Annotated in this window: 27 protein-coding genes; 14 read left to right on the forward strand and 13 right to left on the reverse strand. The window is 50.1% G+C overall.

Annotation, left to right across the window (positions count from 1 at the left end; genetic code table 11):
• Positions 1–8: 8 nt before the first annotated feature.
• The 3 genes from PKY88_03175 to PKY88_03185 are packed head-to-tail and all read right to left on the reverse strand — an operon-like array spanning position 9 to position 3,091.
• Positions 9–1,013: a CNNM domain-containing protein gene (locus tag PKY88_03175; protein HOQ04202.1), complete on the reverse strand. Its 1,005-nt coding sequence runs from the start codon at positions 1,011–1,013 to the stop codon at positions 9–11.
• The gene (locus tag PKY88_03180) at positions 1,010–2,296 is read right to left on the reverse strand and encodes a hemolysin family protein (GenBank protein ID HOQ04203.1); all 1,287 of its coding nucleotides are present in this window, start codon (positions 2,294–2,296) and stop codon (positions 1,010–1,012) included. The genes PKY88_03175 and PKY88_03180 overlap by 4 nt, the downstream gene beginning before the upstream one ends.
• A gap of 24 nt (positions 2,297–2,320) precedes the next feature.
• The gene (locus tag PKY88_03185) at positions 2,321–3,091 is read right to left on the reverse strand and encodes an ATP-binding protein (GenBank protein ID HOQ04204.1); all 771 of its coding nucleotides are present in this window, start codon (positions 3,089–3,091) and stop codon (positions 2,321–2,323) included.
• Between the two features lie 118 nt (positions 3,092–3,209).
• Between PKY88_03185 and PKY88_03190 the strand changes: the two genes are divergently transcribed.
• The 3 genes from PKY88_03190 (at position 3,210) to PKY88_03200 (ending at position 5,901) form a co-directional block, all read left to right on the forward strand.
• Complete coding sequence (locus PKY88_03190; GenBank protein HOQ04205.1) at positions 3,210–3,476, forward strand: hypothetical protein; 267 nt, start codon at positions 3,210–3,212, stop codon at positions 3,474–3,476.
• Positions 3,477–3,502: 26 nt separating this feature from the next.
• The gene (locus tag PKY88_03195; protein HOQ04206.1) at positions 3,503–3,973 is read left to right on the forward strand and encodes a response regulator; all 471 of its coding nucleotides are present in this window, start codon (positions 3,503–3,505) and stop codon (positions 3,971–3,973) included.
• A 308-nt stretch (positions 3,974–4,281) separates the two neighbouring features.
• Positions 4,282–5,901, forward strand: a complete 1,620-nt coding sequence (locus PKY88_03200) for a tetratricopeptide repeat protein (protein HOQ04207.1) — start codon at positions 4,282–4,284, stop codon at positions 5,899–5,901.
• Between the two features lie 157 nt (positions 5,902–6,058).
• On the opposite strand, the gene PKY88_03205 is transcribed toward PKY88_03200, so the two are convergent.
• The 9 genes from PKY88_03205 to PKY88_03245 form a co-directional block, all read right to left on the reverse strand.
• Positions 6,059–6,655 (reverse strand): hypothetical protein, encoded by a 597-nt coding sequence (locus PKY88_03205; protein HOQ04208.1) that lies wholly within the window; start codon positions 6,653–6,655, stop codon positions 6,059–6,061.
• A 3-nt stretch (positions 6,656–6,658) separates the two neighbouring features.
• The gene (floA, locus tag PKY88_03210) at positions 6,659–7,696 is read right to left on the reverse strand and encodes a flotillin-like protein FloA (GenBank protein HOQ04209.1); all 1,038 of its coding nucleotides are present in this window, start codon (positions 7,694–7,696) and stop codon (positions 6,659–6,661) included.
• 56 nt (positions 7,697–7,752) lie between these two features.
• On the reverse strand, positions 7,753–8,259 hold the full coding sequence (locus PKY88_03215; GenBank protein HOQ04210.1) for an NfeD family protein: 507 nt from the start codon (positions 8,257–8,259) through the stop codon (positions 7,753–7,755).
• The gene (locus PKY88_03220; GenBank protein ID HOQ04211.1) at positions 8,256–9,818 is read right to left on the reverse strand and encodes an NfeD family protein; all 1,563 of its coding nucleotides are present in this window, start codon (positions 9,816–9,818) and stop codon (positions 8,256–8,258) included. The genes PKY88_03215 and PKY88_03220 overlap by 4 nt, the downstream gene beginning before the upstream one ends.
• A gap of 91 nt (positions 9,819–9,909) precedes the next feature.
• Positions 9,910–10,650, reverse strand: a complete 741-nt coding sequence (locus PKY88_03225; protein ID HOQ04212.1) for a PhoU domain-containing protein — start codon at positions 10,648–10,650, stop codon at positions 9,910–9,912.
• A 78-nt stretch (positions 10,651–10,728) separates the two neighbouring features.
• Entirely contained in the window at positions 10,729–11,802 is a 1,074-nt protein-coding gene (locus tag PKY88_03230; protein HOQ04213.1) for a Na/Pi cotransporter family protein, read from the reverse strand.
• A gap of 141 nt (positions 11,803–11,943) precedes the next feature.
• Positions 11,944–13,065 (reverse strand): aminotransferase class I/II-fold pyridoxal phosphate-dependent enzyme, encoded by a 1,122-nt coding sequence (locus tag PKY88_03235; GenBank protein HOQ04214.1) that lies wholly within the window; start codon positions 13,063–13,065, stop codon positions 11,944–11,946.
• A 75-nt stretch (positions 13,066–13,140) separates the two neighbouring features.
• The gene (locus tag PKY88_03240) at positions 13,141–13,407 is read right to left on the reverse strand and encodes a small basic protein (protein HOQ04215.1); all 267 of its coding nucleotides are present in this window, start codon (positions 13,405–13,407) and stop codon (positions 13,141–13,143) included.
• A 28-nt stretch (positions 13,408–13,435) separates the two neighbouring features.
• Positions 13,436–14,245 carry a hypothetical protein gene (locus PKY88_03245; GenBank protein ID HOQ04216.1) on the reverse strand — a complete coding sequence of 270 codons (810 nt, stop codon included), beginning with the start codon at positions 14,243–14,245 and terminating at the stop codon, positions 13,436–13,438.
• Positions 14,246–14,781: 536 nt separating this feature from the next.
• On the opposite strand from PKY88_03245, the gene plsX reads away from it, so the two are divergent.
• The 7 genes from plsX (at position 14,782) to PKY88_03280 (ending at position 21,290) form a co-directional block, all read left to right on the forward strand.
• Positions 14,782–15,792, forward strand: a complete 1,011-nt coding sequence (gene plsX, locus PKY88_03250; protein HOQ04217.1) for a phosphate acyltransferase PlsX — start codon at positions 14,782–14,784, stop codon at positions 15,790–15,792.
• Positions 15,782–16,798 (forward strand): beta-ketoacyl-ACP synthase III, encoded by a 1,017-nt coding sequence (locus tag PKY88_03255; GenBank protein HOQ04218.1) that lies wholly within the window; start codon positions 15,782–15,784, stop codon positions 16,796–16,798. The genes plsX and PKY88_03255 overlap by 11 nt, the downstream gene beginning before the upstream one ends.
• A 22-nt stretch (positions 16,799–16,820) precedes the next feature.
• Entirely contained in the window at positions 16,821–17,759 is a 939-nt protein-coding gene (gene fabD / locus PKY88_03260; GenBank protein HOQ04219.1) for an ACP S-malonyltransferase, read from the forward strand.
• Positions 17,760–17,778: 19 nt separating this feature from the next.
• The gene (gene fabG, locus PKY88_03265) at positions 17,779–18,516 is read left to right on the forward strand and encodes a 3-oxoacyl-[acyl-carrier-protein] reductase (protein ID HOQ04220.1); all 738 of its coding nucleotides are present in this window, start codon (positions 17,779–17,781) and stop codon (positions 18,514–18,516) included.
• A gap of 146 nt (positions 18,517–18,662) precedes the next feature.
• Complete coding sequence (gene acpP / locus PKY88_03270; protein HOQ04221.1) at positions 18,663–18,944, forward strand: acyl carrier protein; 282 nt, start codon at positions 18,663–18,665, stop codon at positions 18,942–18,944.
• 11 nt (positions 18,945–18,955) lie between these two features.
• A complete protein-coding gene (fabF, locus tag PKY88_03275) occupies positions 18,956–20,203 on the forward strand; it encodes a beta-ketoacyl-ACP synthase II (GenBank protein ID HOQ04222.1) in 1,248 nt (415 codons plus the stop codon).
• 106 nt (positions 20,204–20,309) lie between these two features.
• Positions 20,310–21,290 carry a calcium/sodium antiporter gene (locus PKY88_03280; GenBank protein HOQ04223.1) on the forward strand — a complete coding sequence of 327 codons (981 nt, stop codon included), beginning with the start codon at positions 20,310–20,312 and terminating at the stop codon, positions 21,288–21,290.
• Here PKY88_03280 and PKY88_03285 read toward each other — a convergent pair.
• Positions 21,254–23,032 carry an ASKHA domain-containing protein gene (locus tag PKY88_03285; GenBank protein HOQ04224.1) on the reverse strand — a complete coding sequence of 593 codons (1,779 nt, stop codon included), beginning with the start codon at positions 23,030–23,032 and terminating at the stop codon, positions 21,254–21,256. The genes PKY88_03280 and PKY88_03285 overlap by 37 nt on opposite strands.
• 461 nt (positions 23,033–23,493) lie before the next feature.
• Between PKY88_03285 and PKY88_03290 the strand changes: the two genes are divergently transcribed.
• The 4 genes from PKY88_03290 (at position 23,494) to PKY88_03305 (ending at position 25,676) form a co-directional block, all read left to right on the forward strand.
• A complete protein-coding gene (locus PKY88_03290; GenBank protein HOQ04225.1) occupies positions 23,494–23,616 on the forward strand; it encodes a hypothetical protein in 123 nt (40 codons plus the stop codon).
• 128 nt (positions 23,617–23,744) lie between these two features.
• Entirely contained in the window at positions 23,745–24,305 is a 561-nt protein-coding gene (locus PKY88_03295; protein ID HOQ04226.1) for an RNA polymerase sigma factor, read from the forward strand.
• Complete coding sequence (locus PKY88_03300) at positions 24,280–24,762, forward strand: hypothetical protein (protein ID HOQ04227.1); 483 nt, start codon at positions 24,280–24,282, stop codon at positions 24,760–24,762. The genes PKY88_03295 and PKY88_03300 overlap by 26 nt, the downstream gene beginning before the upstream one ends.
• Positions 24,763–24,767: 5 nt before the next feature.
• Complete coding sequence (locus PKY88_03305) at positions 24,768–25,676, forward strand: hypothetical protein (GenBank protein HOQ04228.1); 909 nt, start codon at positions 24,768–24,770, stop codon at positions 25,674–25,676.
• The last annotated feature ends 3 nt before the right edge of the window (positions 25,677–25,679 follow it).

The following is a 25,679-nucleotide window of genomic DNA, read 5'->3' on the forward strand; positions in this document are numbered from 1 at the left end:
GCGCTTTTTTAGGGCAGTTCTCCGGTAAACTCTTCAATTAAATCTCGGCAGGTAACCAAACCGAGAATTTCCTGGGAATGGGCAGAGGATGTTTCCGATACAACCAAAGCCAGCGTTTGTTTTTGACGGCGCATTTGATGAAGAGCGGAAAGAACGGAACAGCCGGCAGATACAGTCATAATGGGTTTCAGAAAAGGTTCCAACGTCGTGAACCCTGCTGAGCATGCGATGACATCGTACACCTCGACCCATCCTCGTATTTTTTGGGTCGTTTTATCGTAAACAGGCAGACGGACAAAAGGAGACTGGATCAGCTGGGCAATGATTTGTTCGCTGGGGGTGTGGAGGTCAAGCATCCGGACCTGCCGCCAGGGGGTCATCACGGAGGTAACCGGCAGAGAGGGAGTCCGAAGCAGTCGATCCATCATTGATTTTTGGATATCGCTGAGCAAACCCTCTTCACGCGTTTCGTGGAAAATCTGCTGAATCTGCTCTCGCTGCGTTAAATCGACGGCCAGCGGCATATCGATTGAAGTGTGAAAGAACCGATTCAGCCGTCCTGAAAACCATTTCAGAAGGGATGTAAGACCGGTCCGGGTAAACAGGTTATAGACAAACCAAATCAGCGGGGACAGCGTGAGCAGAAAAGAATCGGCTCTATAATAAAAAAGATTTTTGGGAAGGATGTCCACAAAGATAAATAACAGCGGTGTCATAACGGCACTGGAGTACAGTTCCGCGAGTCCCGGATTTTTTAAGCGGGTGTAGAACAAATAGGCGGCCAGACTGGTGGCAAAATAGTTTGCCAGATTGTTGGCCATTAGAAGACTGAGAATCAAACCGTGGCTGTCCTGAACCACGTGAGAAAGAAGAAGATGAAACGGTCTTTTTTGTTCGCACCCCAGTCGAAGCCGGAAACGGCTGAGCCGATAGGTTCCGGTTTCTGCACCGGCCATAATTCCGCTCAGACCAACAAGAATAACCAGAACTGTCAAAGCGGTAAAAAAGGTCATTGTGATTCCTCCCTGATAGGTTGCTCCGAGGAGGAATGCAGCGTAAGGATGAGCGAGGAAATGCGGTTCCTGGAGACGTTTTCGACGGTAAAATCAAGGTTTTTCCATTGGACTCGATCGCCGGGACGCGCCGTCCGACCAAGCAGGGCAGTCACGAGTCCGCCGACAGTTGCCAAATGGCGGTATTCCGGCTCTATTTCCTCAGGTTCTATCCATTCATATAAAGGCAAGTCCGCCGCAAGCCGGTAGGTCAACGGTCCGATGACCTGAATCGGCTCTTCTTCTTCCGCTGAGTCCGAAGTTGATACGAGTTCTTCGAGCAAGTTCTGCAATGTAACAGAACCGGCGACACCTCCGTATTCATCCACTACGACAGCGAATTCTCTTTTTTCTTTTCGAAATGTTTCCAGAAGAGATTCGGCGGTTTTTTGTTCCGGGACAAAAAAAGGGGGGTGCAGCAGAGAAGAAAGCGGGGCATTTCTCCGCTGCAAAAGGTCCGGAAGATAAAGGACGCCCAGAATGTTATCAATCCGTTCGCGATAGACGGGCAGATACTTCTGACGAGACTGGGCGAACAGTTTTAAGACGGCTGGAAGGGGGGTTTTTTCTTCGCAAGCAGGCATGTCCACACGGGGAACCATTACATGGCGGACTTTCAGGAAACCAAAATGGACTACTTCCGTTAAAATTCGGTTTTCATCCGGTGTGAGCAAACCCTGACGAGCTGAGGAGTTCAATATCAGATTCAGGTATGCGGCATTCACAGAACGCGGTGTCTGATAACACTGATTTCCCAGAAAAAGACGGCAGAACGGACGGACCAATCCAAAGTCCAGAGCGGACATAAGAGGACCGAGCACCTGAAGCCCCAGCCAGCAGGGCACAGAGGCCCATCGACAGAATCGAGGTGCGTTGGAATAAGCCAGCGATTTTGGAAGCATCTCCCCAAACAGAACCAGAATGATAAAGAACAGGACGGCACAAAAAGACCCTGCCATCGGATTTACATTCTTCGCAACTTTGAGAGAAAAAACGCTGGCCAGAGAATAAAACGAGACATTGACCATCATATTGCCGAAAAGAATGGCGGTCAGAAATCGGCTGGGCTGAAGAAGGAGCTTGTGGACAAGCTGTTCAGTCGGCAAAGCGGATTTCGAAAACAAGGACAATTGACGATGAGAAAGATGGAAAAAGGCGGTTTCAGATGCTGAACAGAAGGCCGAACCGCATAACAGGGCTGCCATCAGAAGAAGCCGCCATCCATATTGCCACCCTGCTTCCATGGAGCAATGTAATCCTGAAAGATTTTAAGAGCCGTCCGGCAGCCAGAGCGTAAAAACAGTTCCCCGGCCGCAGACGGATTGAACCTCAATAGTTCCGCCGTGATTTTCGAGTACCCTTTTGCAAAAAGCCAATCCAACCCCATTCCCTTTCCGCCGGCCCTGTTTTCCGTCTTTAGTTGTGAAAAAAGGTTCAAAGATATGGGGGAGCTGCTCAGGAGGAATGCCGCAGCCGGTATCGGAAATAGAGATTTGAAGGCCTTTGCCGTGCGGATTGGCCCGAATCTCCAGGCGACCGCCCTTGCCGAGCATGGCTTCCCGAGCATTGAGAATCAGATTGATCAGAACCTGACGCATTCCTATCGGGTCCAGCGGGGCGGAAAGTTCCTCGGGAATCTCTTTGATGACCCGGATTCCGTCCTTGCGAAAATCGCGAGCCATCGTGGAAAAAGCGTCTTCGAAGAGCTGCCGGATTGAATAACGAATTTTGGCCATTTCCTTTTGTCCGGCCAAAACAGGAACCTGTTGAAGAATTTCTGCGGCTTGGCTGCCGAGTCGAACCGCTTTCTTTAGGGCCTTCTGGATTAATTCCGTGTCTTCGGAGTCCTGAAGAGCCATCTGGGCATAACTGGTAAGGGGGGTCAGCAGGTTGTTGATTTCATGAGCCACCATCGCCCACGCCTTGCCGACCATGGACAATTGTTCCATCTGTTCCAGTTGAGCGGACAATTCCTGATTTTTTCGCTTTACCAGTTCAATCTTTCGGTGCAGACTTTGCCGTTTCTCTATGGTGTTCAACAGGTTTTTCTCCTATTTTAACACAGAGGAACAAGAAAAACTCTTGTCATTTCTCACTATAAAAGATACCTTATCTCTATCAAGTAATATCGGTTAACCTGCGATTTTTCTTGAGATTATGGATTATCAGGCCATTCTTGATGAGTTTCTGGAATTGCTGTCGAGTCAAGGGGTGCAGGTTCGACAGGAATCGATGGGAGGGGGCGGAGGGGGATTGTGTGAAATTCGCGGCCGAATGATATTTTTTCTCGACACCCAGGCCTCTGCTTTGGATAGTGCTGTTCAAGCCGGCAAGGCGGTTTTAAAGGTAATTGAAGACCCGGAGACGATTTTTCTCAAACCGGCTGTTCGGGATTTTCTTGACAGGGTCCGACAGATGGAGTGAAGTATAATGAGAGGGAACGGACAATTATGACTCATAATATCGACAATAAATTGCCTTTGGTTTTGGTGGTGGATGACAACCCGCAGAACCTTGAATTGATATTGGCTTGTCTGGAAGATGTGGAATGCAGGACGATTTCCGCTCCGGACGGATATACGGCCCTCGAGTTGGTAAAAACTCAGCATCCGGATTTGGTCCTGTTGGATGTAATGATGCCCAAAATCAGCGGGTTCGAAGTCTGCCGGAGAATCAAAAGCAATCCGGAAACGGAAGAAATTCCTGTCATTATGGTCACTGCACTGAATGAATTGGGGGACATCGAGCGTGCGATTCAATCCGGGACGGATGATTTTCTCAGCAAACCCATTAACAAGTGGGAATTGGTAGTTCGTGTTCGCACGATGCTGAAAATAAAGCATCTGAGCGACAAACTTGAACGCACGTTGGCTTACTTGAATGAAATTGAAAAAACCTCCGAGGCCGACAGGGGGGGCTAATCCTCTTCGTTCTTTTCGGACATTGATTCAAATTCTTCCTATGAAGGTCTTTGGCGGAGAATTTACCGCGAGGAGACCGCTTTATATCTGCTGATTTACAAAGGAGTTAAGGAGGTATTCTTTTCTGATACAGTTCCTTTTATCCCGTCAGCCCCTACAGCCGCTAAAATTGGGCGATTCGAGAGGGTTTGGGGCATTTTTTTCATTTATCGGGTCTTGGGTACATTAACCGCCCTTAAGGGCTTGACGATAACACCAGCGGAAAGACTTGCAAAGAACCCCAATAACAACTGTGGATGGTGCTCTTTATGAGTAAACTGCTTGAGATATTTGGAAAGGCAATCACGGTCGATACGGCCGAATTAATATGGCATTGGCTAATGACCATTCGCACGCAGCATCAGCCGGCTCCGCCGCCCTGGCAAAATGATCTGGATGAGGTGCTTGAACATTTGGGGCAGCGGGAATATCGGGCTGCCGGAGAGAAACTCAAACACTATTTATTTGAGTATCCGGATTGTATTTTCGGACATATGACCGCTGCGTCTCTGTGCTTATATCAAAATGACCTTCAGGAAGCCTATGAACAGCTCCAAAGTGTCTATCTGAGGCAGCCGAGCAATACCATGGCGCTGTATGCAATGGGCTATTGCCGGGAGCGAATGGGGCATTTAAGTGAAGCGATAGAGTTTTACCAGGACTGCATCAAATTTAAAAGCCATCTTCAGCTTCCGCGTCTTCGGATGGCGGCTGTTTATTTTCAATCCGGCCGGTTGGATAAGACGGTCCGGGAATATGAAATGCTGACTACAGAACATCCGGAAGACATCAGTGCCCACGTCCTTCTGGGGAATCTTTATCTGCTGGACGGAAAAGCCGAACAAGCCATTGACACCTTCAACATGGCGATTTTGTCGCATCCCGATAATTTCCGACAGGACAGCCCCAATGAAGAACTTCAGCAAATGCTCGACAACGGCCTGTATGACGAGGCGGTTGCGAGCATCATGGGGCTGATGGAGCAGACAGGGCCTCAGCCGGATTTGTATCTGTATCTGGCGGATATTTACAGTCAGACGGAAAAGTCCGCAGAAGCGGTTGCCCATTACGAAAATGCCCTTCGTCTTCAGCCGAATTATCTGGAAGCAGCGATCAAACTGGGGACCCAGTACCTTCGCAATCATCAGTACACCCTTGCGGCGGAACAATTCAATCAAGCGGCGGAAATCAATGACGAGATTGTGGATGCGTATATGGGACTTTGCAGGGCCCAGTATGCCGCCGGACAGCATGACGAAGCCGAGCAAACGCTTGCTTTGGGGGCGGCCATCCAGCAGAACAGCGGTCTTCTTTATTCAGAAACGGCTTTGCTTTATTTTCAGGGCGCTCTGGATGCGCATCGCATTCTTCATGGGGATATTGAGAAGACAACCGTTCAGATTGAAGATGTGCTTTGGGCACACAAAAAGCAGATTGACAGACGGATTAGCTGTGCGGATGTCTATTACAAATATGGGATTTTACTGATGGGTTCAGGGCGGTATGAGGAGGCAGTACAGCATTTTCGAAAAGCCGTTGAAATCAACAGCACTCACTACCGGGCCAGAACCAAACTGGCTATGTGCTGTTTTGAAATGGGACGCACAGAGGAGGCGCTGCACTGGATAACCACCGAGCCACCTCTGGACAGCCGGCTGCTTCAGCTGCATTACCGAACCGCCATTCTGTTTTGCGATCAAAGGCAATTTACGAGGGCTATGCGGCATCTTAAAGCGGTTTTTCAGCGAGACGATGCGTCAGACCTTTACCAGAATATTGAACTTGTTCTGGAAAATCTAGGTCTGATTGACAGAACACTAAGCACATGGAAGCAGCTTTCTGAGATGTCCGAGAACATTTTGCCGCAGACAACCGGTCCTAAAGAATAAATTTTCTCATAAGCTCCGTATAGACAAATTGTTACGAAAAGACCGGTTTTGGCCGAATGCAACATAAGATACATTATAGGACGTTATAGGGGGGCTCAAAAAATAAAAAGCCCGCTCATTTTTAATGCGGGCTTTAGAGAACTCCTCACAGGAACTTTCACCGCAAAGCCAGCGGTTTTTCTAAAATCTCGGATGCAGCTACTACGTATCGCAGGTGTTTGGGATTTTTAAGCATTTGCCTCAACAGCCGGATATCTATCCCTGCCTGAACAGGCGATTTTTCGGGTTTACCTGACGCTGCTGGCTTAGATGAAGTTGCAAGCTGACCTTTTTGCGGTTCAGGAGCGTCCGTTTCAAATGGTTCCGCAACTTTGATTTCTGCGGTTTTCAATGTTTCTTGCGGCAACGTTGATGGAAACGCAACAGGCAAAGGACGATCTTTACGGCTGAGAGGCGGATGAGATGCTCTCTGTAAGCCCTGCGGTGTCGGTTTGTCTGAGCTTTTGGCATATGGCAGCCGTTGGTACTGACGAGGCGGCTTTTTTTGAACCGCAGGTTTTTCACGGTCGGTTGTCTTGCCTCTCTGCATTTCACTTTCGCGAAGCTCCTGCTCATTTTTCTCTGCTTTTTTCTTCAGGGCATTTCCGACCGCGGTAAGTATAGCAAAAATGGCAAGGACTATAATCTCGGCAAACTCGTCTAATAAACTCTCTATACCCGACAAAATCGGGATGAAATCTCCGACCTGATGCATTTTTTATTCCTCTTTCTTTTCCGTGCCTCCGCGTGCGATAGAATCCCTCATTGTTGTGTCAGCCTTAATATTCTGCATCCGGTAGTAGTCCATAATGCCGAGGTTGCCCTGACGGAACGCCTCCGCAATCGCCTTGGGAATTTCCGCTTCAGCCAGGACGACTTTGGCCCGGTTTTCCTCCACGAGGGCTTTCATTTCCTGTTCGCGGGCAACGGCCATTGCGCGGCGTTTTTCCGCCTCGGCTTTAGCACGCTTCAGGTCGGCTTCGGCCTGGGCGCCCTGCAGCTGAGCCCCGATGTTTTCGCCCACATCCACATCGGCAATATCAATGGAGAGAATCTCAAAGGCCGTTCCGGCATCCAGACCCTTGTCCAAAACGGATTTGGAGATTTTATCCGGATTTTCCAGAACTTGTTTGTGGGTAATCGCACTGCCGATGGTGGTTACAATTCCTTCACCGACGCGTGCGATGATGGTTTCTTCCGTGGCTCCGCCGATGAGCCGGTCGATATTGGCCCGGACAGTAACCCTTGCTTTGGCTTTCAGCTGAATCCCGTCCTGTGCAACGGCATCAACGGTTTCCTTGCCTTTTCGGGGATCCGGGCAGTCAATTACTTTCGGATTGACGCTGGTCTGGACGGCATCGAGAATATCTCGTCCGGCCAGGTCGATGGCGGTGGCGACTTTCCAGCTGAGGTTGATGTTGGCTCGGTCGGCGGCTATCAGGGCTCGAACGACATTGGGAACTCGTCCCCCTGCCAGGTAATGGCTTTCCAGCTGTGAGGTACTGATATCCAGTCCCGCCTTACAGGCCATAATTCGGCTTTTGACGATAATTCGAGCATCCACCTTTCGGAAGGTCATCCCAATCAATTCAAGCAGCGAGACGTGGGCTCCGGAAAGCCAGGCCTGTATCCATAGACTCCCGTATTTTAAGATGACCATCAGGAAAGCCAGTACAATGATGCCGACAATAATAAAGAGAGCAATTTTGAACTGAACCGGAATTTCCAATAGAATAAGGTACTGCAAACTGTTCATATCAAATCCTTTCAGAAAAGACCTTCCTTATCAGACAGATTGTTGCCCTTTGCTGTTTACTTGATTTCCTCCACAGGCCGAACGGTCAGAGCAGTTCCTTGTACCCGTATGACCTGGACTTTCTGGTCCACCTCAATAAACCCCCTCTCAGAGACGCACTCAAAACGCCGTCCGTCAAAATCACATATGCCGACCGGCCGCAGCGGGGTTCGGACGACTCCAATCTTCGAAAGCATCTCCTGAAGGTCTCGGCAGTCTGGGACGGCGTCCCCCTTCCCGACATCCGGTTTTCCGAGAATCATTTTACGGCCGAGGGATGTCTTGGGGAAAAGCCGATAGGTTATAATCCAAATCAAAGGAATCAAAACGGCCGCTGCGGCTACTCCAATCCATCCGGTGAGAGTCCCGTATTCAAAAAAAATGGCAATTCCTGCTCCCAGACAGACCAGAGAGGAAACCGTCAAAAGGCCGAAACTCGGTACAAAAATCTCAAGCACCAGAAGAATCGCGCAGGCAGCAAAAAGAAAAACAGCCAATACAAGCCAAAGGATATCTGTTATCATTCTTTTTTCTCCTGCTCTTTGACGATAACACGATTTCCCGATATCCGGCAAATAACGACGGTTTTGCCGGGCTCGATAAACTCCGCTTCTGACACAACATCGACGATTTTGTTTCCAAAACGGGCCTGCCCTGCCGGACGGCATGTACTGACGACTTTGCCGATATCTCCGGGCTGGAGAGTTTTTTCCTGATGTTCCGGCAGACCTGTAGCAATGACGGATAAGGAGGCGGAGGGGACCGTCTCTTTAAGAACCAGTCCTTTGACAAAAAAGCCCTTGGGAAAGACATACTTGGCCAACAGGTATGCTATAATAATGAAAAGCAGAAATCCAAGGGAAACCCCCGTCAGATTATCCAGAAACTCCTTCCATTGACCATCTCCCTGCGGCCAGGGAAATTCGTCCGGAGCATTTTTAATCAGCATTCCGAACAGCCCTGCCAGAATGCAGAAAATGCCGGCCGCGCCGGTCAGGCCGAAGCCGGGGATGATGAAAATTTCAATCAGCAGAAGCACAATACCCAGCAGCAGGAACGCAATTTCAATCCAGTTGGCCATTCCGATGAGGTATTTGCTGCCGACCAGGATAATCAGACAGACGAGGGCAACCAGACTGGGCAGACCGACACCGGGGGTATTGAGTTCAACATAAATCCCTAAAAGTATGCCCAGAATAAGAATGCTGACGACAAGAGGAGAGTTCAAAAAACGAACCATTTCTTCGGACCAGGTTGTTTCGAACGTCGGAATGGGCCGTTCAAAAACCACACCGTCTCGTTTTTCCAGAAAAGCAATCGCCCCCTCCAAATCAGGAACAACAGCCCGGGCGATACCGTATTCGAGTGCTTTGGAGGCCGTCAGGGTCAGCAGCTCTCCCTCTTTGACAATCAGTTTCCGATTGTCCAGATCATAGGTGTTGGGGTCTGCCGGAAGATATTCTTTTTCGAAGTACTCATTTTGTCCGGTTTTTTTGTTTCGGACCTGCCAGACCTCCAGGTTCTGGCTGACCATGGCCTTCAGAAGGGCCTCCGGGTATCCGTTGGCCTGAGCAGCCCGGCTGAAGGCGGCCCGAACAAAACTTTCAATTTTTTCCCGCTCACCCCCTTCAATCTGACCGCCCATCGAGACCGGTGCACTGCATCCGATCGTCGTGTTTTCCCGCATAATGATATCTTTGCAGGACGTACTGATCATGGCCCCGGCGCTGATGGCCTCTGTGCTCACATAGGCGACGGTGTGGATTTTTTTGCCGATGTCAAGAATCAGATATTTGCTGATGTCATCGGCGCTTTCCACCAGACCGCCGTATGTGCTGATGTCCAAAATCAGATAGTCCGCCCCCTGCTCAACGGCCTGATTGCCTCGGCGGACAATGGATTGATAGAGCCCGTTGTCTATCATTTCGTAACAGGAAATAACCACAGCGCGTTTGACGGGAGGATTGAGTTTTTCCTCAGCGGCTGCCAGAAGCACCGCCGACATTGTCCACAGGAGCACCCCACTTTTGAACAGCGCAAAGCGTTTTCCTTTTACGGCCTGTTGCGTTGAGAAATCCTTCATTGTTCGGCTCCTTAGGCTCTGCATTCCTGTATTGTATACGGCCTGGGAAAAAGAACAATGAAAAATTTTTTCCGGCAACCCTCTGACTTTCTTATTTTTCACCGACGAGCACTTCTGCAATGTTAAAGGCATGATCCTTGATGCGGCGATAGGAAGAAAGCATATCTGTATAAATCAGACTTTTAAGAGGACTGACTTTGCCGGCTTCCACGCGGGCCAGATGGTGAGCCCGGCATTCCTTCATATACTTTGTAATGGCTGTGCCTTTGCTCTGGGCTTCGCTGAAAAATTCCGGCGTAGGATTATCTTCTTCCAGAACCGTCTGGACCATTCGAAGATAGTCGGCCGCCTTCTTATGAAGGGTGCGAAGTTCCTCTAAGCCCTCCGGGCTGATGGTCAGCTGATTATCGCGAAGCTTCAGACGCAGCTTCAGAATAGCGGCAATATAATCGCTGACCGACTCAAATTCATCCGCCATACGAATCTGTCGGCGGCTTTCATCAATCACGTCGTGGGAAATATTCCCGGACAAAATATCGCCCAGGAACTGCACAATCTCCATCTGGATAATGTCCAGGTCGTTTTCTTTCTGGAAAATCTCATCCGCTTTCTTTTCTTCAGGCGGCTGATTGGACAGCATCGGTTCCAGCTCATTCATCATCTGAATGACGGTCTGCCCCATTCGAATGACTTCTTTCAGAGACTGCTGGATGCCGATTGCCGGGGTATCGAGCATCCGGATATTCAGGTATGTCAGCCGCGGGATTTCCGGCGCCGGCTCTTCCCGAACCAGCCACATCAAAAGGCGTGCAAGCAGCCCCGCTAAGGGCAAAAAGATCAGAGTATTAACAATATTAAACAAAGAGTGTGTCAAAGCAATGGCCGGTTGGGAAAAGGGGTATTTGACAAATCAGTCTTTGTTATAGACCGGTTTTTCGGGCAAATTTCGTTTTTCGAAGGCCTCTTTGAAATCAGCCGCCATCATAAAAGGTTTATCCGGAAGGAGTTCTTTCTGCTCAGGATTGTTCAGCGACGGAGAAGAAATTTTAAAAAGTGCGTTTTCCGGCAAACGTGCTTTTTGAGCGTACTCGTAAACAACGGCATCATCCTTTTCCGTCACAACAACGGCCTGGACGGCCCCGATATTCCGAATGGTGATGATTCGTTCAATGAAACCTGCATACCATGGGAAAATCAATGTTATCCAGCAGACCCCGAGCAGATTAAAGAAAGAATGCGCCAGAGCCGCCCGCCGGGCATTGCTGTTGGCTCCAATGGAAGCCAGCAGAGCTGTAACGGTTGTCCCGATATTTTCTCCGAGAATTAAGGCAGCTGCCGTCGGAAAACCAATGATGCCGATGTCCGCCAGTCCGAGCGTAATGCCAACGGTTGCCGAAGAGGACTGAAAGACGGCGGTTAAAAGGGTGCCCACCAAAACGCATTTCCAAATGCCGAAGTAGCTGTCCGGCTGGAAACGGTGAAACCAGCTGATGAATCCCGGCATATCTTTCAGGGGGGAAAAGCCGTTTTTCATCAGCTCAAGGCCGAAGAAGACCATTCCCAGCCCCATCAGAAACATTGCGGTGAAACGGACACGGTCTCGTTTGGAAAACAAATAAAAGAATGACGCAGCCCCGAGCATGGGCAGTCCGTATTTACCGATATTGATTACCAGAATCCAGCCGGTGATGGTCGTTCCGATGTTGGCCCCCATAATGACGCCGATGGCCTGCAGGAGCGTCATTATGCCCGCATTGACGAGTCCGACCACCATAACGGTTGTCACAGAGCTGGACTGAATAATCATTGTCACCAGCAGCCCGACACCGCAGGCCAGAATGCGGTTGTTTGTGACGGCTCCAATCATTTTCCGAAGCCGCTCCCCTGCCACGGCCTGCATCCCTTCGGACATATTCTTCATTCCAAGAAGAAAAATCCCTAGTCCGCCGCAGACTTGATAGATAATCTCGAGGGTTTGGTTCATTTTACAGTATCCCCTTGCTTAGAGTTCGTTGACGGTTAAAAGCGGACAATTTTCAGCCGGTTTTGGTATGGATATATCCGCCCTTTTGCCCTCTGTCAAGGACGAAAAGTTCTCTATTGAAAGAAGTCGCCGTTTTTGCGGTCAGCGTTTGGCCAGCTGTCTTAAGATTTCAATCCCGCGGTCAATGGTCTGTTCCGTTGCGGCATAACTGATGCGAAAATGGGTATCTTTTTCGCTGAAGACATTACCCGGAATGATCAGGACGTTGTTTTCGATGGCAGTTTTTACAAATTCGGTTGCGCTGGCTGCCCAATCCGGCTTTTGAACAAACAGATAAAAGGCCCCGCCGGGCTTTTCGAGGTGATAATATCCTTTCAGGCCCTCGACCAGACGGTCGCGTTTCTGCCTGTATTGTTCAACGTAGGGGCGAATGTCAAATTCGAGAGCGGCGATAGAGGCGATTTGAAACGGTGTCGGTGCACAGACAAAGGTGTACTGCTGAATCATATTCATTGCTTCCATCAAAGGAGCCAGTGCTTTTGTGCAGGCGGCATAGCCCATCCTCCAGCCGGTCATCGCGGCACTTTTGCTGAATCCTTTCAGAAGCAGGGTTTTTTCATAAAACCGCCCTACACAAGGATTGGAGTGGTCATAGCTGAAGACATCGTAAATCTCATCACTGAGAATGATAAGGTCGTGTTTGCGGGCAATCTCCGTCACGGCACGGACTTCGTCTTCCGTATAGACCGTACCGGTTGGATTGGCCGGAGAGTTTAAGATAATCATTTTGGTCCTGGCCGTGACGGCCTGAGCAATTTTTTTAACCGGCAGTCTGAAATCGGGATAACTGTCTACGAAAACACATTTTCCGCCGAGGAGATTCACTACGTGTTTGTAAATCACAAAATATGGATCAATCAAAATCACTTCGTCGCCCGGGTCTACCAGAGCCATAAAGGCCAGGAGCAGTCCCCCGCTTACGCCGCTGGTGATCATACACAGCGGTTCCTCCCAGCCGGTCTCCTGACGGACTTTGCTGCGAACTTTCTCCAGGAGTCGTGCATCGCCGCTCGTCGGAGAATATCGATTTAGTCCATCCAGAATGGCTTTGACGGCGGCCTGCTTAATGGGGTCCGGGACATCGAAATCCGGCTGCCCGATAGAGAAATTCACAGGGTTTTGAAGCTTGTCTGCCAGTGCAAAAACCTTGCGGATTCCGCTTGCGTCGATTTTTCGGGTTCGCTGTGCCAAATAATCTGCCATGGTTCAACTCCTGTCAGCGCATAAAAAAAGCCGTTCCGAAAATATAAGCGGGAACGGCAAATAAGTGAACGCTTTTTATTTTTTGCCCGCAGCACCTGTCGCAGCCGACGGAGCAGCCGCAGGAGCTGCTGCGCCTTCCTGACCGCCTTCGACAGCTTCTTTCTTGGCAGCCGCTTTCTTTCCAGTGCTGCTTTTCCGATGAGCCACCTTCGGCAGTCCCATCACTTTGCCTTCTTCCCAGCGTTCTTCCTTTTTAAGGATTTCAATTCTTTCCCCTCTCGAGAGGACATTGCGGTGTCTCCTGAGGGCATCTTTCAGTTTTAAAGAACGATCAATCGACATTTCTCTGACTCCTCGAATGACTCAAGTACTAATTCACTTTTACTTTCATCCCATACGCATCCTGAAAAGGAGTGCGTCCAAAACTTTCAAAGCCGTCCGGGGCTTTGTATTGTGCCCCGATAGATTTAATTTTGTTCAGCATTTGCTGTCCGTCTGTTCCCGACTTTAAAGGGGACTCAAAACGGTCCTTTGTAACCAGCAAGTAGTAGCTGCCGCGACGCATAATCTCTGTTTGAATCCCGTTGGCTTCAAAATAGGTCTGAACCGGTACAAGATGTTCCCGATTTGCATAGGTAGCAATGACAATAATATGGTCCTTCTCCGGCCCTGTCGGTTTGGGAGGTTCCGGTGCCGTTTGAGTCGGCTTCGGTGCCGGCGTAGGAGCAGGGCTTGGGGCTGCCGCCGGTTTTGCCGCCTGGGGAGGCTGAGAAGCAGAGATCGGCGGTTGTGTCACTTTCGGAGCAACCGGTGCGACAGGGGGTGGTGCGGCCTCTTTGGGGGCGGACGGTTCCGCCGGAACGGTCGAAATAATTTTGGGAGTCGATGAGGGGGTTGGCTCCAGCCTCTCTTTGCTTCGATTCACCCAAAAAAGGAAGGCAATCACCAAGATAAACACCGCAGCTATGATAAACGTACCCTGATTTAAACGGAACGGCTTTTCTCGTTCTGCATGCGGCGGACGAATTGTAACCGTCACCGGGCTCCTGTCCGGTTTTAGAATCTGCGGCTCCGGAATCTCTGTTTCGGCACGTTGGTTCTGCATCATCCGTTTCATTCGGGCCTGGCCCTGACGGATGGCCTCGCTGAGTGCCTTATGGTCATATTGTTTAGCCGCCATTTCTTTATTCCTAATTGTTTTTATGAACAGACCTTTTTCCCCTTTCTGTCCATCAGAAAATATTGAGTTTACCTGAAAAATGCAATTTGAAAAAGAAAAATCCGGACTTTTTTTTGTCAGGAAACAGCGTTTTCGTGCTTGACAAAATGCCGCAGGAGGGCTATACAAATCCATCCTTTTCAAAAATTTTCTTTACGAACCTCAGTTGTTTTGGTAGTTAAGAGGGTTCTTTTGTGCAGATTTAGATTGTTTTCCTGTAAACCGCAGAATAGAGATTGCGGTTAAAGGGGATATTTTTTGTATACTATTTGTTATTTGTGTCCAATTTTGGAGAAAGCGAATTATGCTTCCGGCAAAAAAAACCAGCAAAACGTGAACCCGTACTCGTCGGAGTCACCACGCCTTAAAGCCGACAAACTATTCCTATTGTCCCCACTGCGGGCAAGCCAAATTGCCTCATGCGGCGTGCGGAAAATGCGGATATGTCAATCCTAAAATCACTTTAAAGATGGGTCAGGAGTCGGAAGAGTAACACCATGCGGATAGCCATAGACGCGATGGGAGGCGATTATGCACCGGCTGAAATCATCGCCGGAGCATTAGAGGCCAAGGAGGTCCTCGGAAAGGAACATGAAATCGTGCTGATCGGGGATGAGCCCGTTATTCGGGAACATCTGGTTCGATTGAACGCCGATCCGGACACATTTCGTATTTTTCATGCCCCGGAAGTCATCGGAATGGATGAGCCGCCCGTTGAAGCCCTGCGTCGGAAAAAAAAGAGTTCGATTGCCGTAATGGCCAGGGCTGCTTCTCACCGACAGGTTGATGCGGTTCTTTCGGCGGGCAATACCGGGGCTTGCGTGGCGGCCTGCCAGCTGCGAATGCGGAATCTGGAAAACGTAATCCGCCCTGGGATAGCGACTGTTTTTCCGACTTTAGGCGGGCCGGTAATTGTCTGCGACGTCGGAGCTAATATCGTTTGTAAACCCATTCATCTGTATCAATACGCCGTAATGTCCTGTGTCTATGCGGAGGAAATGCTCGGCATTACGAACCCGCGAGTGGGAATTATGAATATCGGCGAGGAAGAGGCCAAGGGCAATGATTTGGTCAAAAAAACCCGGGCTTTGCTGAAGGCCGACCCCTCCATTAATTTTGCGGGCAATCTGGAAGGCAGAGACATTTTTGACGGTCATTTCAATGTGGTGATTTGCGAAGGGTTTGTCGGCAATGTGGTTCTGAAAACCGCCGAAGGCCTGGTCAACATGATTTTTCGGGCCATCAAGGACGAATTGAAAAGTCACTGGTGGCTGGCTCTTCAGTTCAAGAAAGTGATGACCAACATTTACAAAAAGTATGATTATAATGAATATGGGGGGGCCCTGCTGCTGGGGGTGAATGGAACGGCGGTAATCTGCCACGGTTCCAGCAAGGCCCGAACGATTAAAAATGCAATTTTGGCCAGCCGGAAGTTTTCTACCCAGCGAATTAACGAAAAGATTGTTCAACGCCTGTCTCAATCGACGGTTATGTCTAATGGTCAATAATCCAACCATTCAATCTTCCCTGCGTCTTCGGGCTGTCGTGGCCGGCACGGGTTCGAGTGTTCCCGCCAAAGTGATGACCAATGAAGACTTTATGAAGATAGTTGACACGTCGGATGAATGGATTGTCACCCGAACCGGCATCCGGGAGCGCCACATCGCCGGCCCTCAAGATACAACAGCAACTCTGGCGGCGCAGGCCGCTCGAAATGCTCTTGAGCGGGCGGGAATGAAACCGGAGGAAATTGAGCTGATTATTGTGGCCACGGTTACCCCGGAGATGGTTTTTCCCTCGACGGCCTGTTTTGTCCAGGCCATGCTCGGGGCTTCCAATGCGTGGGCCTTTGACCTGAACGCTGCCTGCAGCGGTTTTGTGTATTCTCTCTCGATTGCCCAGCAGTTCCTCAGTTCAGGTCGGTATCGAACGGCATTGATCATCGGGGCGGAAACCCTCAGCCGGATTACCAATTACAAAGACCGCAGCAGCTGCATTCTCTTTGGAGACGGCGCCGGAGCCGTGGTTTTGAAAGCTGTTTCCAGCGGGCCGGAGGGAATTATGTACAGTACTTCCTTTTCGGATGGAAGCAGCTGGGAAGCCCTTAAATGCCAGGCCTATGGTTCGCGTCATCCCGTCAGCATCCCGCTGGAAAATCCGGATATGGTTTATATGGATATTAATGGGCGGGAGGTTTATCATACCGCGGTCCGGCGGATTGTCGAACTGGTTAACGAATGCCTCGAAAAGTGCGATCTGCAGGTCGAAGACATTGCAATGTTTATCCCGCATCAGATGAATGCGAGGATTATTGAATCAGTCGGTAAGCGTCTTCGTTTTGCAGACGAGAAAATCTTCATTAATATTGATAAGTACGGAAACACGTCGGCGGCCTCCATTCCAATTGCTCTGGATGAATGCTGCAGAACCGGAAAGGTGAAAAGCGGGGATATTGTCCTGCTGGTGGCCTTTGGAGGCGGCCTGACCTGGGGCGCCAACGTTATCCAGATGTAACCCTTCGCTTTCAGGGATGAAGATGAACAAGAAAATCGCATTTCTGTTCCCCGGTCAGGGGGCTCAGGCAATCGGAATGGGGATGGACCTTCCGGCTCGATGGCCTTCCGCTGCACGCCTTTTTCAAAGAGCTTCGGAGATTCTGGGGTATGATATTCAGCAGCTGTGTGCCGAAGGCCCGGAAGAAAGACTGAATTCAACGGTGTATTCCCAGCCGGCAATTTTTGTTGTTTCCGCCGCCCTTCTGGAGATTTTGCGGCAGGAACGGCCTTCTTTGAGCCCGGATGTGACCGCCGGGTTGAGTATGGGAGAATACACGGCTTTGTATGCGGCCGGCTGGATTGAATTCGAAGATGCTCTGCGGCTGGTTCAGAAACGCGGTCAGGCCATGCAGGCCGCGGCGGATGCTTCGTGCGGTTCCATGGTCAGCATTCTCGGACTGGACGAGGAGAAGGTGCGTCAATTGTGCACGCAGGCCGCTCAGGGACAGGTTCTGGAGCCGGTCAACTTCAACTGTCCGGGGCAGATTGTTGTCAGCGGACACAAAGAGGCCTGTCAGCGGGCTGCGGACCTTGCAGAAAAGTTCGGAGCCGTCAAAGCCGTTCCGCTGGCTGTGGCTGGTGCCTTCCATACGGTTTTGATGGAACCGGCCGCCCGACAGCTCTCAGAGGCCCTCGAACAAACTGAGATCCGGACGTCCGATAAGGTGAAGGTAATAGCTAACATTGATGCTTCTTATTATTCCACGCCGCAGTCCGTTCGGGATGGACTGGTCAAACAGCTCATTGCCCCGATTTTGTGGCAAACCTGTATGGAACGGCTTCTTCGGGAGCAGGTGGAAGAGTTCTATGAAATCGGTCCGGGACGTGTTCTGACTGGTTTAATGAAGCGAATAGACCGAAAAGCCAAGGTTATTACCGTCAATTCGGCAGAGGCGTTTGCCGCCCTGCCGGGTGAGTAACGATATCAGGAGATTGAGAATGGCAGAGCAGAGATTAGCAGTTGTTACGGGAGCCGCGAGGGGAATCGGAAGAGCCATTGTACTGGAGCTGCTTCGTCAGGGCCGCAAGGTTGCCGGGCTGGACTTGAATGCCCAGCAATTAGAGGAACTCAAAAAGGTTGTATCCGAGAATGGGTTTTCCGTCATTACCAAGGTTGTGGATATTACCAAGACAGATTTGTTGACCCAGATTCTCGAAGAACTGGCGGAAGAACATGGCGGCATAGGCATCCTTGTGAACAATGCCGGTATTACCCGGGACAAACTGATGATTCAGATGGATGACGAAGATTTTGACCGGGTTATGTCGGTAAATCTTCGTGCCGCTTTTACCGCCACACGTGTTGCGGCCCGTTCAATGGTTCGAAACAAATTCGGCCGGATTATCAGCATCAGCTCCGTCGCCGGTGTAATGGGACAGGCCGGTTCAGCCAACTACGCCGCCAGCAAGGCAGGCCTTATCGGGATGACCAAGTCGGTTGCTCGTGAGCTGGGAAAGAAAAATATAACAGCCAACTGTATTGCTCCGGGCTTTATTATGACCGATATGACCCAAGGGCTGCCGGATGCCGTCAAGGAAGGAGCGATGGCGGTTATTCCGCTCAAACGCTTTGGAACACCGGAGGATGTGGCTCGTGCCGTGGCCTTTTTGGCCTCAGACGAAGCCGGCTATATTACCGGTCAGGTCCTCTGTGTGGACGGCGGAATGGCCATGTAAGAAAATTGCCCAAAAAAGGATTGAAAAGGGATTTTGGTCTGGTTATATTACCGCCGAAATCCCGGAAATCGAGTATAAACGGATTGGAAAAACACAGAAAGGATATCATTTAACTTAGGTAAGGAGTTAAACCAGTGGGTGCGGATATTGATGTTCAGGCAATTGAAGCAAAGGTCATTGAAATCGTCAGCGAACAAATGGGTGTGGACAAGTCCGAAATTACCCGCGAAACCTCTTTTATTAATGATTTGAACGCAGATTCGCTGGATACCGTTGAGCTGGTGATGGAGTTTGAGGATGAGTTCGACATGAGCATCCCCGATGAGGAAGCCGAAAAGATTCAGACGGTCGGGGCAGCAATCGATTACATTGTCGATATCATGAAGAAAAAAGGCAGCGAGGGCGCCACGAAGAAGGAAGAGGAGTAAGCGGCACACCCATGAAGTTTCAGCGACGTGTTGTTATAACAGGACTTGGGTGTGTAACGGCGTTGTCAGAGTCGGCGGACGGGCTTTACGAAGCCCTCTGTCGGGGTGAAAACGGGATTTCCACCATTGAGTCATTTGATACGTCGGATTTTCCCGTTCATTTTGGCGGTGAAATCAAGAAGTTTGACATCGACAACTATGTCCCATCTCGGGAAGGCCGACGAATGGACCGTTTCACCCAAATGGCCCTTGCGTCAGCTATTCAGGCAGTCAATGACAGCGGTCTTGACTTTGAAAAAGAAGATAAGGATCGAGTAGGGGTTATCATTGGCACCGGTATCGGCGGGATTAAGGAGATTGAAGAACAGTATCTTCGTCTTCTTCAAAAAGGCCCTCGAAAAGTATCCCCCTTCTGTGTGCCCAAGCTGATGGGCAATGCCGCCAGCGGATGTGTTTCGATCCAATATGGGCTCAAAGGCCCGAATATGTGCGTCGTTACAGCGTGTGCTTCTGCGGCCCATGCGATTGGAGAAGCTTTTTACAATATCCTGTGCGGCCGAAGCGAGGTTGTTATCACCGGCGGTTCGGAAGCGGCTTTGACTCCCGTTGGGTTGGCTTCCTTTTGCGCATTAAAGTCGCTGAGCACTCGAAATGATGACCCTCAACACGCCTCCCGTCCCTTCGATGTGGACCGGAACGGCTTTGTTCTGGCTGAAGGTGCCGCAGTTCTGATTCTGGAAGAATACGAGCATGCCCGAAAACGAGGGGCAAAGATTTATGCGGAAATGCTCGGCTATGGGGCTACGGGGGACGGCTATCACATCACCGCACCGCTGGAAGATGGTTCCGGAGCGGCAAAAGCGATGCGATTGGCTCTTGAGCAGGCCCAGCTGAATCCGGACCAGATTGACTATATTAACGCGCACGGAACCAGTACCGAGCTGAATGATGCCGCCGAATCACTGGCCATCAGGACGGTCTTTGGGGAACATGCATATAAACTGTCGGTCAATTCGACCAAAAGCTGTCTGGGACATTCGCTGGGGGCCAGCGGCGCAATTGAACTGCTGGTTTGCGCCAAAACAATCGAAAAAGGGATAATCCATCCGACGATTAATCTGGAAACCGTGGCTCCGGAATGCGACCCGAAAATGGATTTCGTCCCAAAGAAGGCCAAAGAAAAGAAGGTTCGCTATGCTCTGAGCAATTCACTGGGGTTCGGAGGCCATAACTGCAGTTTGATTATCGGGAAAGTATAGTTTTTCTGATACAAGCCATAGATATCCGAAGCCCCGGGCATTCCACCCGGGGTTGTTTTTTGAAAAATTCGGGCAACAGAATCTGTTTGACAGAATTCCATTAGAGATGAAGATTCTTTTCGACTTGATAGGTCTTTGTTTTGGAATCGGCCTGCTCTTGAAAGGAGCGGATTGGCTGGTAGAGGGTTCTGTTTCTCTGGCACGCCGTCTTAGCTTAAGTCCACTGATTATTGGTCTTACAATTGTGGCTATGGGTACATCCGCTCCGGAAACAGCCGCCAGTATTGCCGCTGCTCTTGTTGGTTCCGGAGACATTGCCGTCGGGAATGTTTACGGCTCGAATATTGCCAATCTTGCTTTGATTGGGGGGCTTTGTGCGGTAATCCGCCCCATTCAGGTTCAGAGGATTTCTCTTCGCCGTGATATGCCTTTTATGATCGGCACAGCTCTGCTGCTGTGGCCCTTTTTTGTAAATGGCGGAATAGGCCGTCCGGCCGCCCTTTTGCTGATTGTGTTTTTTATCGTTTTGATGGCTTTTATGATTTCCAGCGAAAAGAAACGGTTTTCGACTGTGCAGGAATTTTCTTTGGAAGAGAAACTCTTCCTTCAGAAAATCCCAAAACAGCTGGGCATAAGCATTCTGTTTATCCTTCTGGGACTGCCTGCCTTGGCTTTCGGGGCCAAACTGACAATCTGGGGAGCTTCTTCGCTGGGACGGCAAATCGGGTTGTCTGAAGCGGTCATCGGTCTGACAATTGTGGCGGTAGGCACCTCCCTGCCGGAAATGATTACGTCGCTGGTGGCCTCCTTCAAGAAACAGGATGACCTGTCAATCGGCAATCTGGTCGGTTCCAACATTTTCAACACCCTGTTCGTAATCGGTTCGGCAGGATTGGCTCGGCCCTTTTCCGTCAGCCAACAGCTTCTGGGGATAGACTACTGGATTATGGTTGTCGTAAGTATTTTGTTCGCCTGCTTTGCCTTTGCCCGGGACAAAATCAGCCGTTCTGCCGGGCTTCTTCTGCTGGCTGTTTACGCGGCCTATCTGATTTACCTTCTTTCTTCAAACCGCATCGAGTCGCTGTAAATATCTTGAAAATCGGGCTGTCGGGCCAGCTCGATATACTCTATCTTCTGGGCCAATCGGGAAGCAGTCCGCCTGCATTCGCGATTCAGCAAAATCATCTGAGCCCCTGCGCCCGCCGCATTTCCGATAAACCGTATTTTGTCGAGCGAAATAGAGGGCAAGAGCCCGATTCGTATGGCGCTGGTCTTTTGAATGTAATTCCCAAAAGCACCCGCCAAAAAAAGAGTCTCTATCTCTTCTAATTTGACGCCCATTTTACGGAGCAGAATGGCGATTCCTGCGGAAGTAGCGGCTTTGGCCAGCTGAACTTCTCGAATATCTTTCTGCGTCAGCAGCACAGCCGGTTGGCGGGTTCCGTTTTTCCAGGCCAGCACGAAAGCCGGCTGGTTTTCAAAACGGATGAGCCGCTCAAAAAGAGCTGACGACAGTTTTTCTCGAAGATTTTGGAAAGGAGCAAACGCTCCGGAGGGATCAAGGATACCCGTTTGAAGCATTACAGCCGCGGCATCAATCAGTCCACTGCCGCAGATGCTTCGGGGAGACCCTGTGCCGATTGTATCCAGAACGATATCTCCCTCGGCAAGAAGAACACGCTGAATGGCTCCGTTTTCAGCACGGCTTCCGTACATGATGCGTGCTCCTTCAAGGGCCGGTCCTGCGGCACAACTGGCCGCCAGAAGCCGATTTTTATTTCCGAGGACAATTTCGCCGTTTGTGCCGATGTCCACAAGCAGGGAAATCGATTCGAGTGTATCCATCCCGGCCGCCAGGACAGCGGCAACCGTATCCGAGCCGACAAATCCGGCGATGTTTTCTACCGTGTAGAGTCGCCCGGCCGGATGGATTTGCAGCCCGATTTTGGAGGCCGGTGCGTCGCAGGCGGTCAAAGAGTAGGCCTTGTAGGGTGCCTGCCCGAGTGATTGGACAGGGTATCCCAAAAGCAGGTGGTTCATTGTCGTGTTGCCGACTGCGGTGATTTCGTAAAGATTCTCGGGCGAAATCTGCTGCTTTCGGCACAAAGTGACGAGCATTTCATTGAGTTTGACAATCAAACTCTGCTGAAGCTGCCGGAGACCTTCGGGGGCTTGGGCGTGAACGATACGGCTGATGACATTATCGCCGTATTGAATCTGGGGATTGGCGGCGGAAACGGTTTGACAGATTTGTCCGTTTTTCAGGTCGATTAAGTACAAAACGACTGTCGTTGTGCCAATATCAGCCGCTGCTCCATAAAGACATCCTGTCGTGTCGCCCGGCTCCAGACAGAGAAGAAGACAGGTCTCTTCTTCAACCGTCAGAACGGCGGTTGTTCCATTTTCAAAACCGTTCCGGCTTTCCGGAAGACAGGCGTCCGGGTGTACGCACACAGGCAAATCGAGAAAAGAAGAAAGTTGTTCGAGGAGTTGTGCGGTGGAGGCGGGAGACGACGGGAAAAAAAGTTTTTGAAAACGCGGGTCTGCGGTCTTTTCGCCCTGAATACCCCGCTCAAGAATCTGGCTTACCCCCCCCCTGTTTTCCGTCGGAATACGAACCGTCAAGTCTTCGTAAACATAGTACTGACACGCCAATACCTCTTTTTCATACGGCTCCAGGACCACCCGACATTTTCGACAAACACCGGTGCCCTGACACGGCGAATAAATGGAAAGCCCAGCCTGAGCTGCGGCCTCTAAAAGGGTGATACCCTGATGAACCCTGATGGTTTCTCTGTCAGGCAGAAATGTAATCGTACAGGATTTCACCCGTTGTTCCCCTTTTTAAAAAAAGAAAGCGAAATGAATCGTTCGATTCGATTCTATTCCGCATCTTTCCGCCCTTGCGAATGCGCAGGCGGTCTCCAATCTGCCGGCTCAGCTGATTTTGTGCCGGATTTTCCAACGCATATGCCGTTTTTTGCTGCCAATCTTGCGTCTTCGTCTCGGTTTTCCCATTCGGTTCTCCTGCAAAAAAATCGTTTGCTTGTCGGGGGTATAGTAAGGTGATATGATGAAAAAATCAAGAGGATGTTCTTTTTTTGGAGGTTTCAAAAATGATTCAATGTAAAGATTGTGAATTGTTCGAAATGGACCCGTCTGGGAGGCGAATATTCCATTGCGACCCTTTTTTAAACATAAAGGAGCCGGAATGTCTCCAGAAAATGCAAATCCTCTGACTGGATATTTTGATATCAATGTATCGGGGGATGTCGGCCTGGCAGGAAAAGATGGGGCCTCTACAGGACAAATTGATTCGGTATTTTAAACGGGAGATTGAAGAATTGGATGAATCAGAGAATTGGAAGATTGACCCCGAAGAAGATGAAGATACGGATGAACCTCTTTTTTAATCTCTTTGAATTCGAATAATATAGATATACAAGATATAATACATCCTCCATAAAAAGAACTTCTTGTAAACAAAGCAATAGAACGGCAAGTTCAGACGTCTAACCTTAAAGAAAAAGATGCCTTAGAAATGAGTGAGCAGCCGGAAATTGTAGAACTTCTCGATGAATGCAAACGCGGAAATCCGGACGCATTAGGCCGATTGGTCGAGTTGTACGCAGCGCGTTGTTATGGCTATTTTTACCGGTTGACCGGAAACCGAGAAGTCAGCGAAGAACTTTTGAGCGAGTTGTATATGCGGCTGCTCGAAAAAATCCGCTCTTTTGAAGGCGGTTCTTTTGAAAAGTGGCTCTTTACCATCGCTTCGAATTTATTTCGCGACCGTTTGAGAAAACAATATCGCCAGAAGCGCCTTCTTGAGGAAAAGACTCGAATTGCCGAAATAGAATCGGAGCCGGAGCGGGAGATTGACAGTACTTTATCGGACCGCCTGCAGCAGGGATTGACCCGGTTGGATGCGGAGACGGCCGAATTGATCGTGTTGCGGTTTTACGGCGATTTCAGTTTTAAGGAACTGTCTGAAATGCGTTCGGAGCCCATCGGCACAACCCTTTCGAAGGTCCACAGAGGGCTGAAAAAATTGAAAGAATGGATGGAACAACCTGATGAAAGAAAGCAGAGAACAACTTGAAAACCTTCTTCGCTGTTTTTATGACGAAGACCAGGCGGTACAGGCGGCCTCGGACATGGAGGCGGCAGAATCGCTTTTGGCTGCCGATTCCCCCCTGCCTCGGCCTGAAGTATTGGTCCATATTAAGCAGTCGCTTCGGCAGCGAGCAATTGCTCTGTCCAGAAAGAGACAGCTTTATCGGCACATTCTGACAGCGGCAGCCGCCTGCCTTGCAGCGGCAATAGGCCTTTGGAATATTCCTCTGCGGCCTGAAAGCCCTGTTGTTCTGCAGAATAAAATAGTTCAGGATTTTTTTGCGGATGATGCCGTCCAGGCAATCTCCTCATCACTGGATGATATTTCCGAACAGATTTATACCGGCTCCTCTGCAGAAAAAGAGGATTCATGGGCAAATGAGGTGGGAAATGAAATTGAAGAAATGGTGCTGATAGCCCAAGCAGATTTCTGGAAAGGATAGTTTGAATGATGGCTCTGTCCTGGAAGTTCAATCGGGTATGGATTGTCGCCTTGACGATATGGCTTTTGATGAGCGGTTTGCCGGTTTTTGGCGGCCAGGAGACCGGCTCAGATATATGGACTGAAGATACCCCGCCTCCGGCAGAGGATCCCTGGTCCGGGCGGCGTTTGGAAGGGTTCCTGGCTCGTTTGGAGCAGCAGGATCCAAATCGTGCAGCGGAACTCCGCTCGCTTCGCCAGAAGGATCCTGAAAAGTTTCAGGAAGCCGTGCGGGCGGAAATGGAACGCCTCTTCCGTCCCGGAGAGCGTCCTCGTCCCCAGGAACCTGCCGGAGGACCGCAGGGGCCGATGGGGCCTGGGCGAGGTCCTGAAGGCGCAGGCCCCGGCGGCCCGGGAGGCGGTCCCGGCTCCCGATGGCTGGAACATCTTCAGCGGCGGCACGAAGAATTTATCCAGTGGCTCCAAAAGAATAATCCTGAATTGGCGGCTGAACTGGAGCAGATTCGGGAAAAAGACCCGGGTCTCTATTTCACCCGTGTAATGGATGCCCGCCGGCGGTATGACCCGATTATTGATACGGAAAAAAGAAATCCGGAACTGGCGAAAGTCCTCTTGGAAGACCTGGCGATGCAGAAACAGCGGGATGAGCTGCTTAAGAAACTGCGGGGAACCGAAGGAGCAGAACGGCAAAAATTGCTTCAAGAGCTCAAATCGCTTGTTTCTCAGCGGTTTGACCTGATTATTCGCAAGAAAACTCTTCAATATCAGGAACTCGAAGAGCGGCTCAAACGTCTTCGGGAGGAGATTGAAAAACGCCGCTCGGAAATTAACAAACTCAAAGACAGCAAAGAACAGGCCGTTGAAGAACATCTGAAAGAATTGACAGCCCAGGCGGAAAAGATTCAGTGGGACTAAGAG

The organism is Anaerohalosphaeraceae bacterium (assembly GCA_035378985.1).
GTDB lineage: Bacteria > Planctomycetota > Phycisphaerae > Sedimentisphaerales > Anaerohalosphaeraceae > JAHDQI01.

Bases quoted from the DNA above. Each gene is read 5' to 3' on its own strand.
- fabG (HOQ04220.1), top strand. From the start codon at position 17,779: ATGGCAGAGCAGAGATTAGCAGTTGTTACGGGAGCCGCGAGGGGAATC.
- PKY88_03180 (HOQ04203.1), bottom strand. From the start codon at position 2,296: ATGGAAGCAGGGTGGCAATATGGATGGCGGCTTCTTCTGATGGCAGCC.
- PKY88_03215 (HOQ04210.1), bottom strand. From the start codon at position 8,259: ATGATAACAGATATCCTTTGGCTTGTATTGGCTGTTTTTCTTTTTGCT.
- fabF (HOQ04222.1), top strand. From the start codon at position 18,956: ATGAAGTTTCAGCGACGTGTTGTTATAACAGGACTTGGGTGTGTAACG.
- PKY88_03300 (HOQ04227.1), top strand. From the start codon at position 24,280: ATGAAAGAAAGCAGAGAACAACTTGAAAACCTTCTTCGCTGTTTTTAT.
- PKY88_03235 (HOQ04214.1), bottom strand. From the start codon at position 13,065: ATGGCAGATTATTTGGCACAGCGAACCCGAAAAATCGACGCAAGCGGA.
- floA (HOQ04209.1), bottom strand. From the start codon at position 7,696: ATGAACAGTTTGCAGTACCTTATTCTATTGGAAATTCCGGTTCAGTTC.
- PKY88_03195 (HOQ04206.1), top strand. From the start codon at position 3,503: ATGACTCATAATATCGACAATAAATTGCCTTTGGTTTTGGTGGTGGAT.
- PKY88_03280 (HOQ04223.1), top strand. From the start codon at position 20,310: ATGAAGATTCTTTTCGACTTGATAGGTCTTTGTTTTGGAATCGGCCTG.
- PKY88_03175 (HOQ04202.1), bottom strand. From the start codon at position 1,013: ATGACCTTTTTTACCGCTTTGACAGTTCTGGTTATTCTTGTTGGTCTG.
- PKY88_03240 (HOQ04215.1), bottom strand. From the start codon at position 13,407: ATGTCGATTGATCGTTCTTTAAAACTGAAAGATGCCCTCAGGAGACAC.
- PKY88_03290 (HOQ04225.1), top strand. From the start codon at position 23,494: ATGGGGCCTCTACAGGACAAATTGATTCGGTATTTTAAACGGGAGATT.
- fabD (HOQ04219.1), top strand. From the start codon at position 16,821: ATGAACAAGAAAATCGCATTTCTGTTCCCCGGTCAGGGGGCTCAGGCA.
- PKY88_03200 (HOQ04207.1), top strand. From the start codon at position 4,282: ATGAGTAAACTGCTTGAGATATTTGGAAAGGCAATCACGGTCGATACG.
- PKY88_03245 (HOQ04216.1), bottom strand. From the start codon at position 14,245: ATGGCGGCTAAACAATATGACCATAAGGCACTCAGCGAGGCCATCCGT.
- PKY88_03190 (HOQ04205.1), top strand. From the start codon at position 3,210: ATGGATTATCAGGCCATTCTTGATGAGTTTCTGGAATTGCTGTCGAGT.
- PKY88_03305 (HOQ04228.1), top strand. From the start codon at position 24,768: ATGATGGCTCTGTCCTGGAAGTTCAATCGGGTATGGATTGTCGCCTTG.
- PKY88_03255 (HOQ04218.1), top strand. From the start codon at position 15,782: ATGGTCAATAATCCAACCATTCAATCTTCCCTGCGTCTTCGGGCTGTC.
- PKY88_03230 (HOQ04213.1), bottom strand. From the start codon at position 11,802: ATGAACCAAACCCTCGAGATTATCTATCAAGTCTGCGGCGGACTAGGG.
- PKY88_03295 (HOQ04226.1), top strand. From the start codon at position 23,745: ATGAGTGAGCAGCCGGAAATTGTAGAACTTCTCGATGAATGCAAACGC.
- PKY88_03220 (HOQ04211.1), bottom strand. From the start codon at position 9,818: ATGAAGGATTTCTCAACGCAACAGGCCGTAAAAGGAAAACGCTTTGCG.
- plsX (HOQ04217.1), top strand. From the start codon at position 14,782: ATGCGGATAGCCATAGACGCGATGGGAGGCGATTATGCACCGGCTGAA.
- PKY88_03205 (HOQ04208.1), bottom strand. From the start codon at position 6,655: ATGCATCAGGTCGGAGATTTCATCCCGATTTTGTCGGGTATAGAGAGT.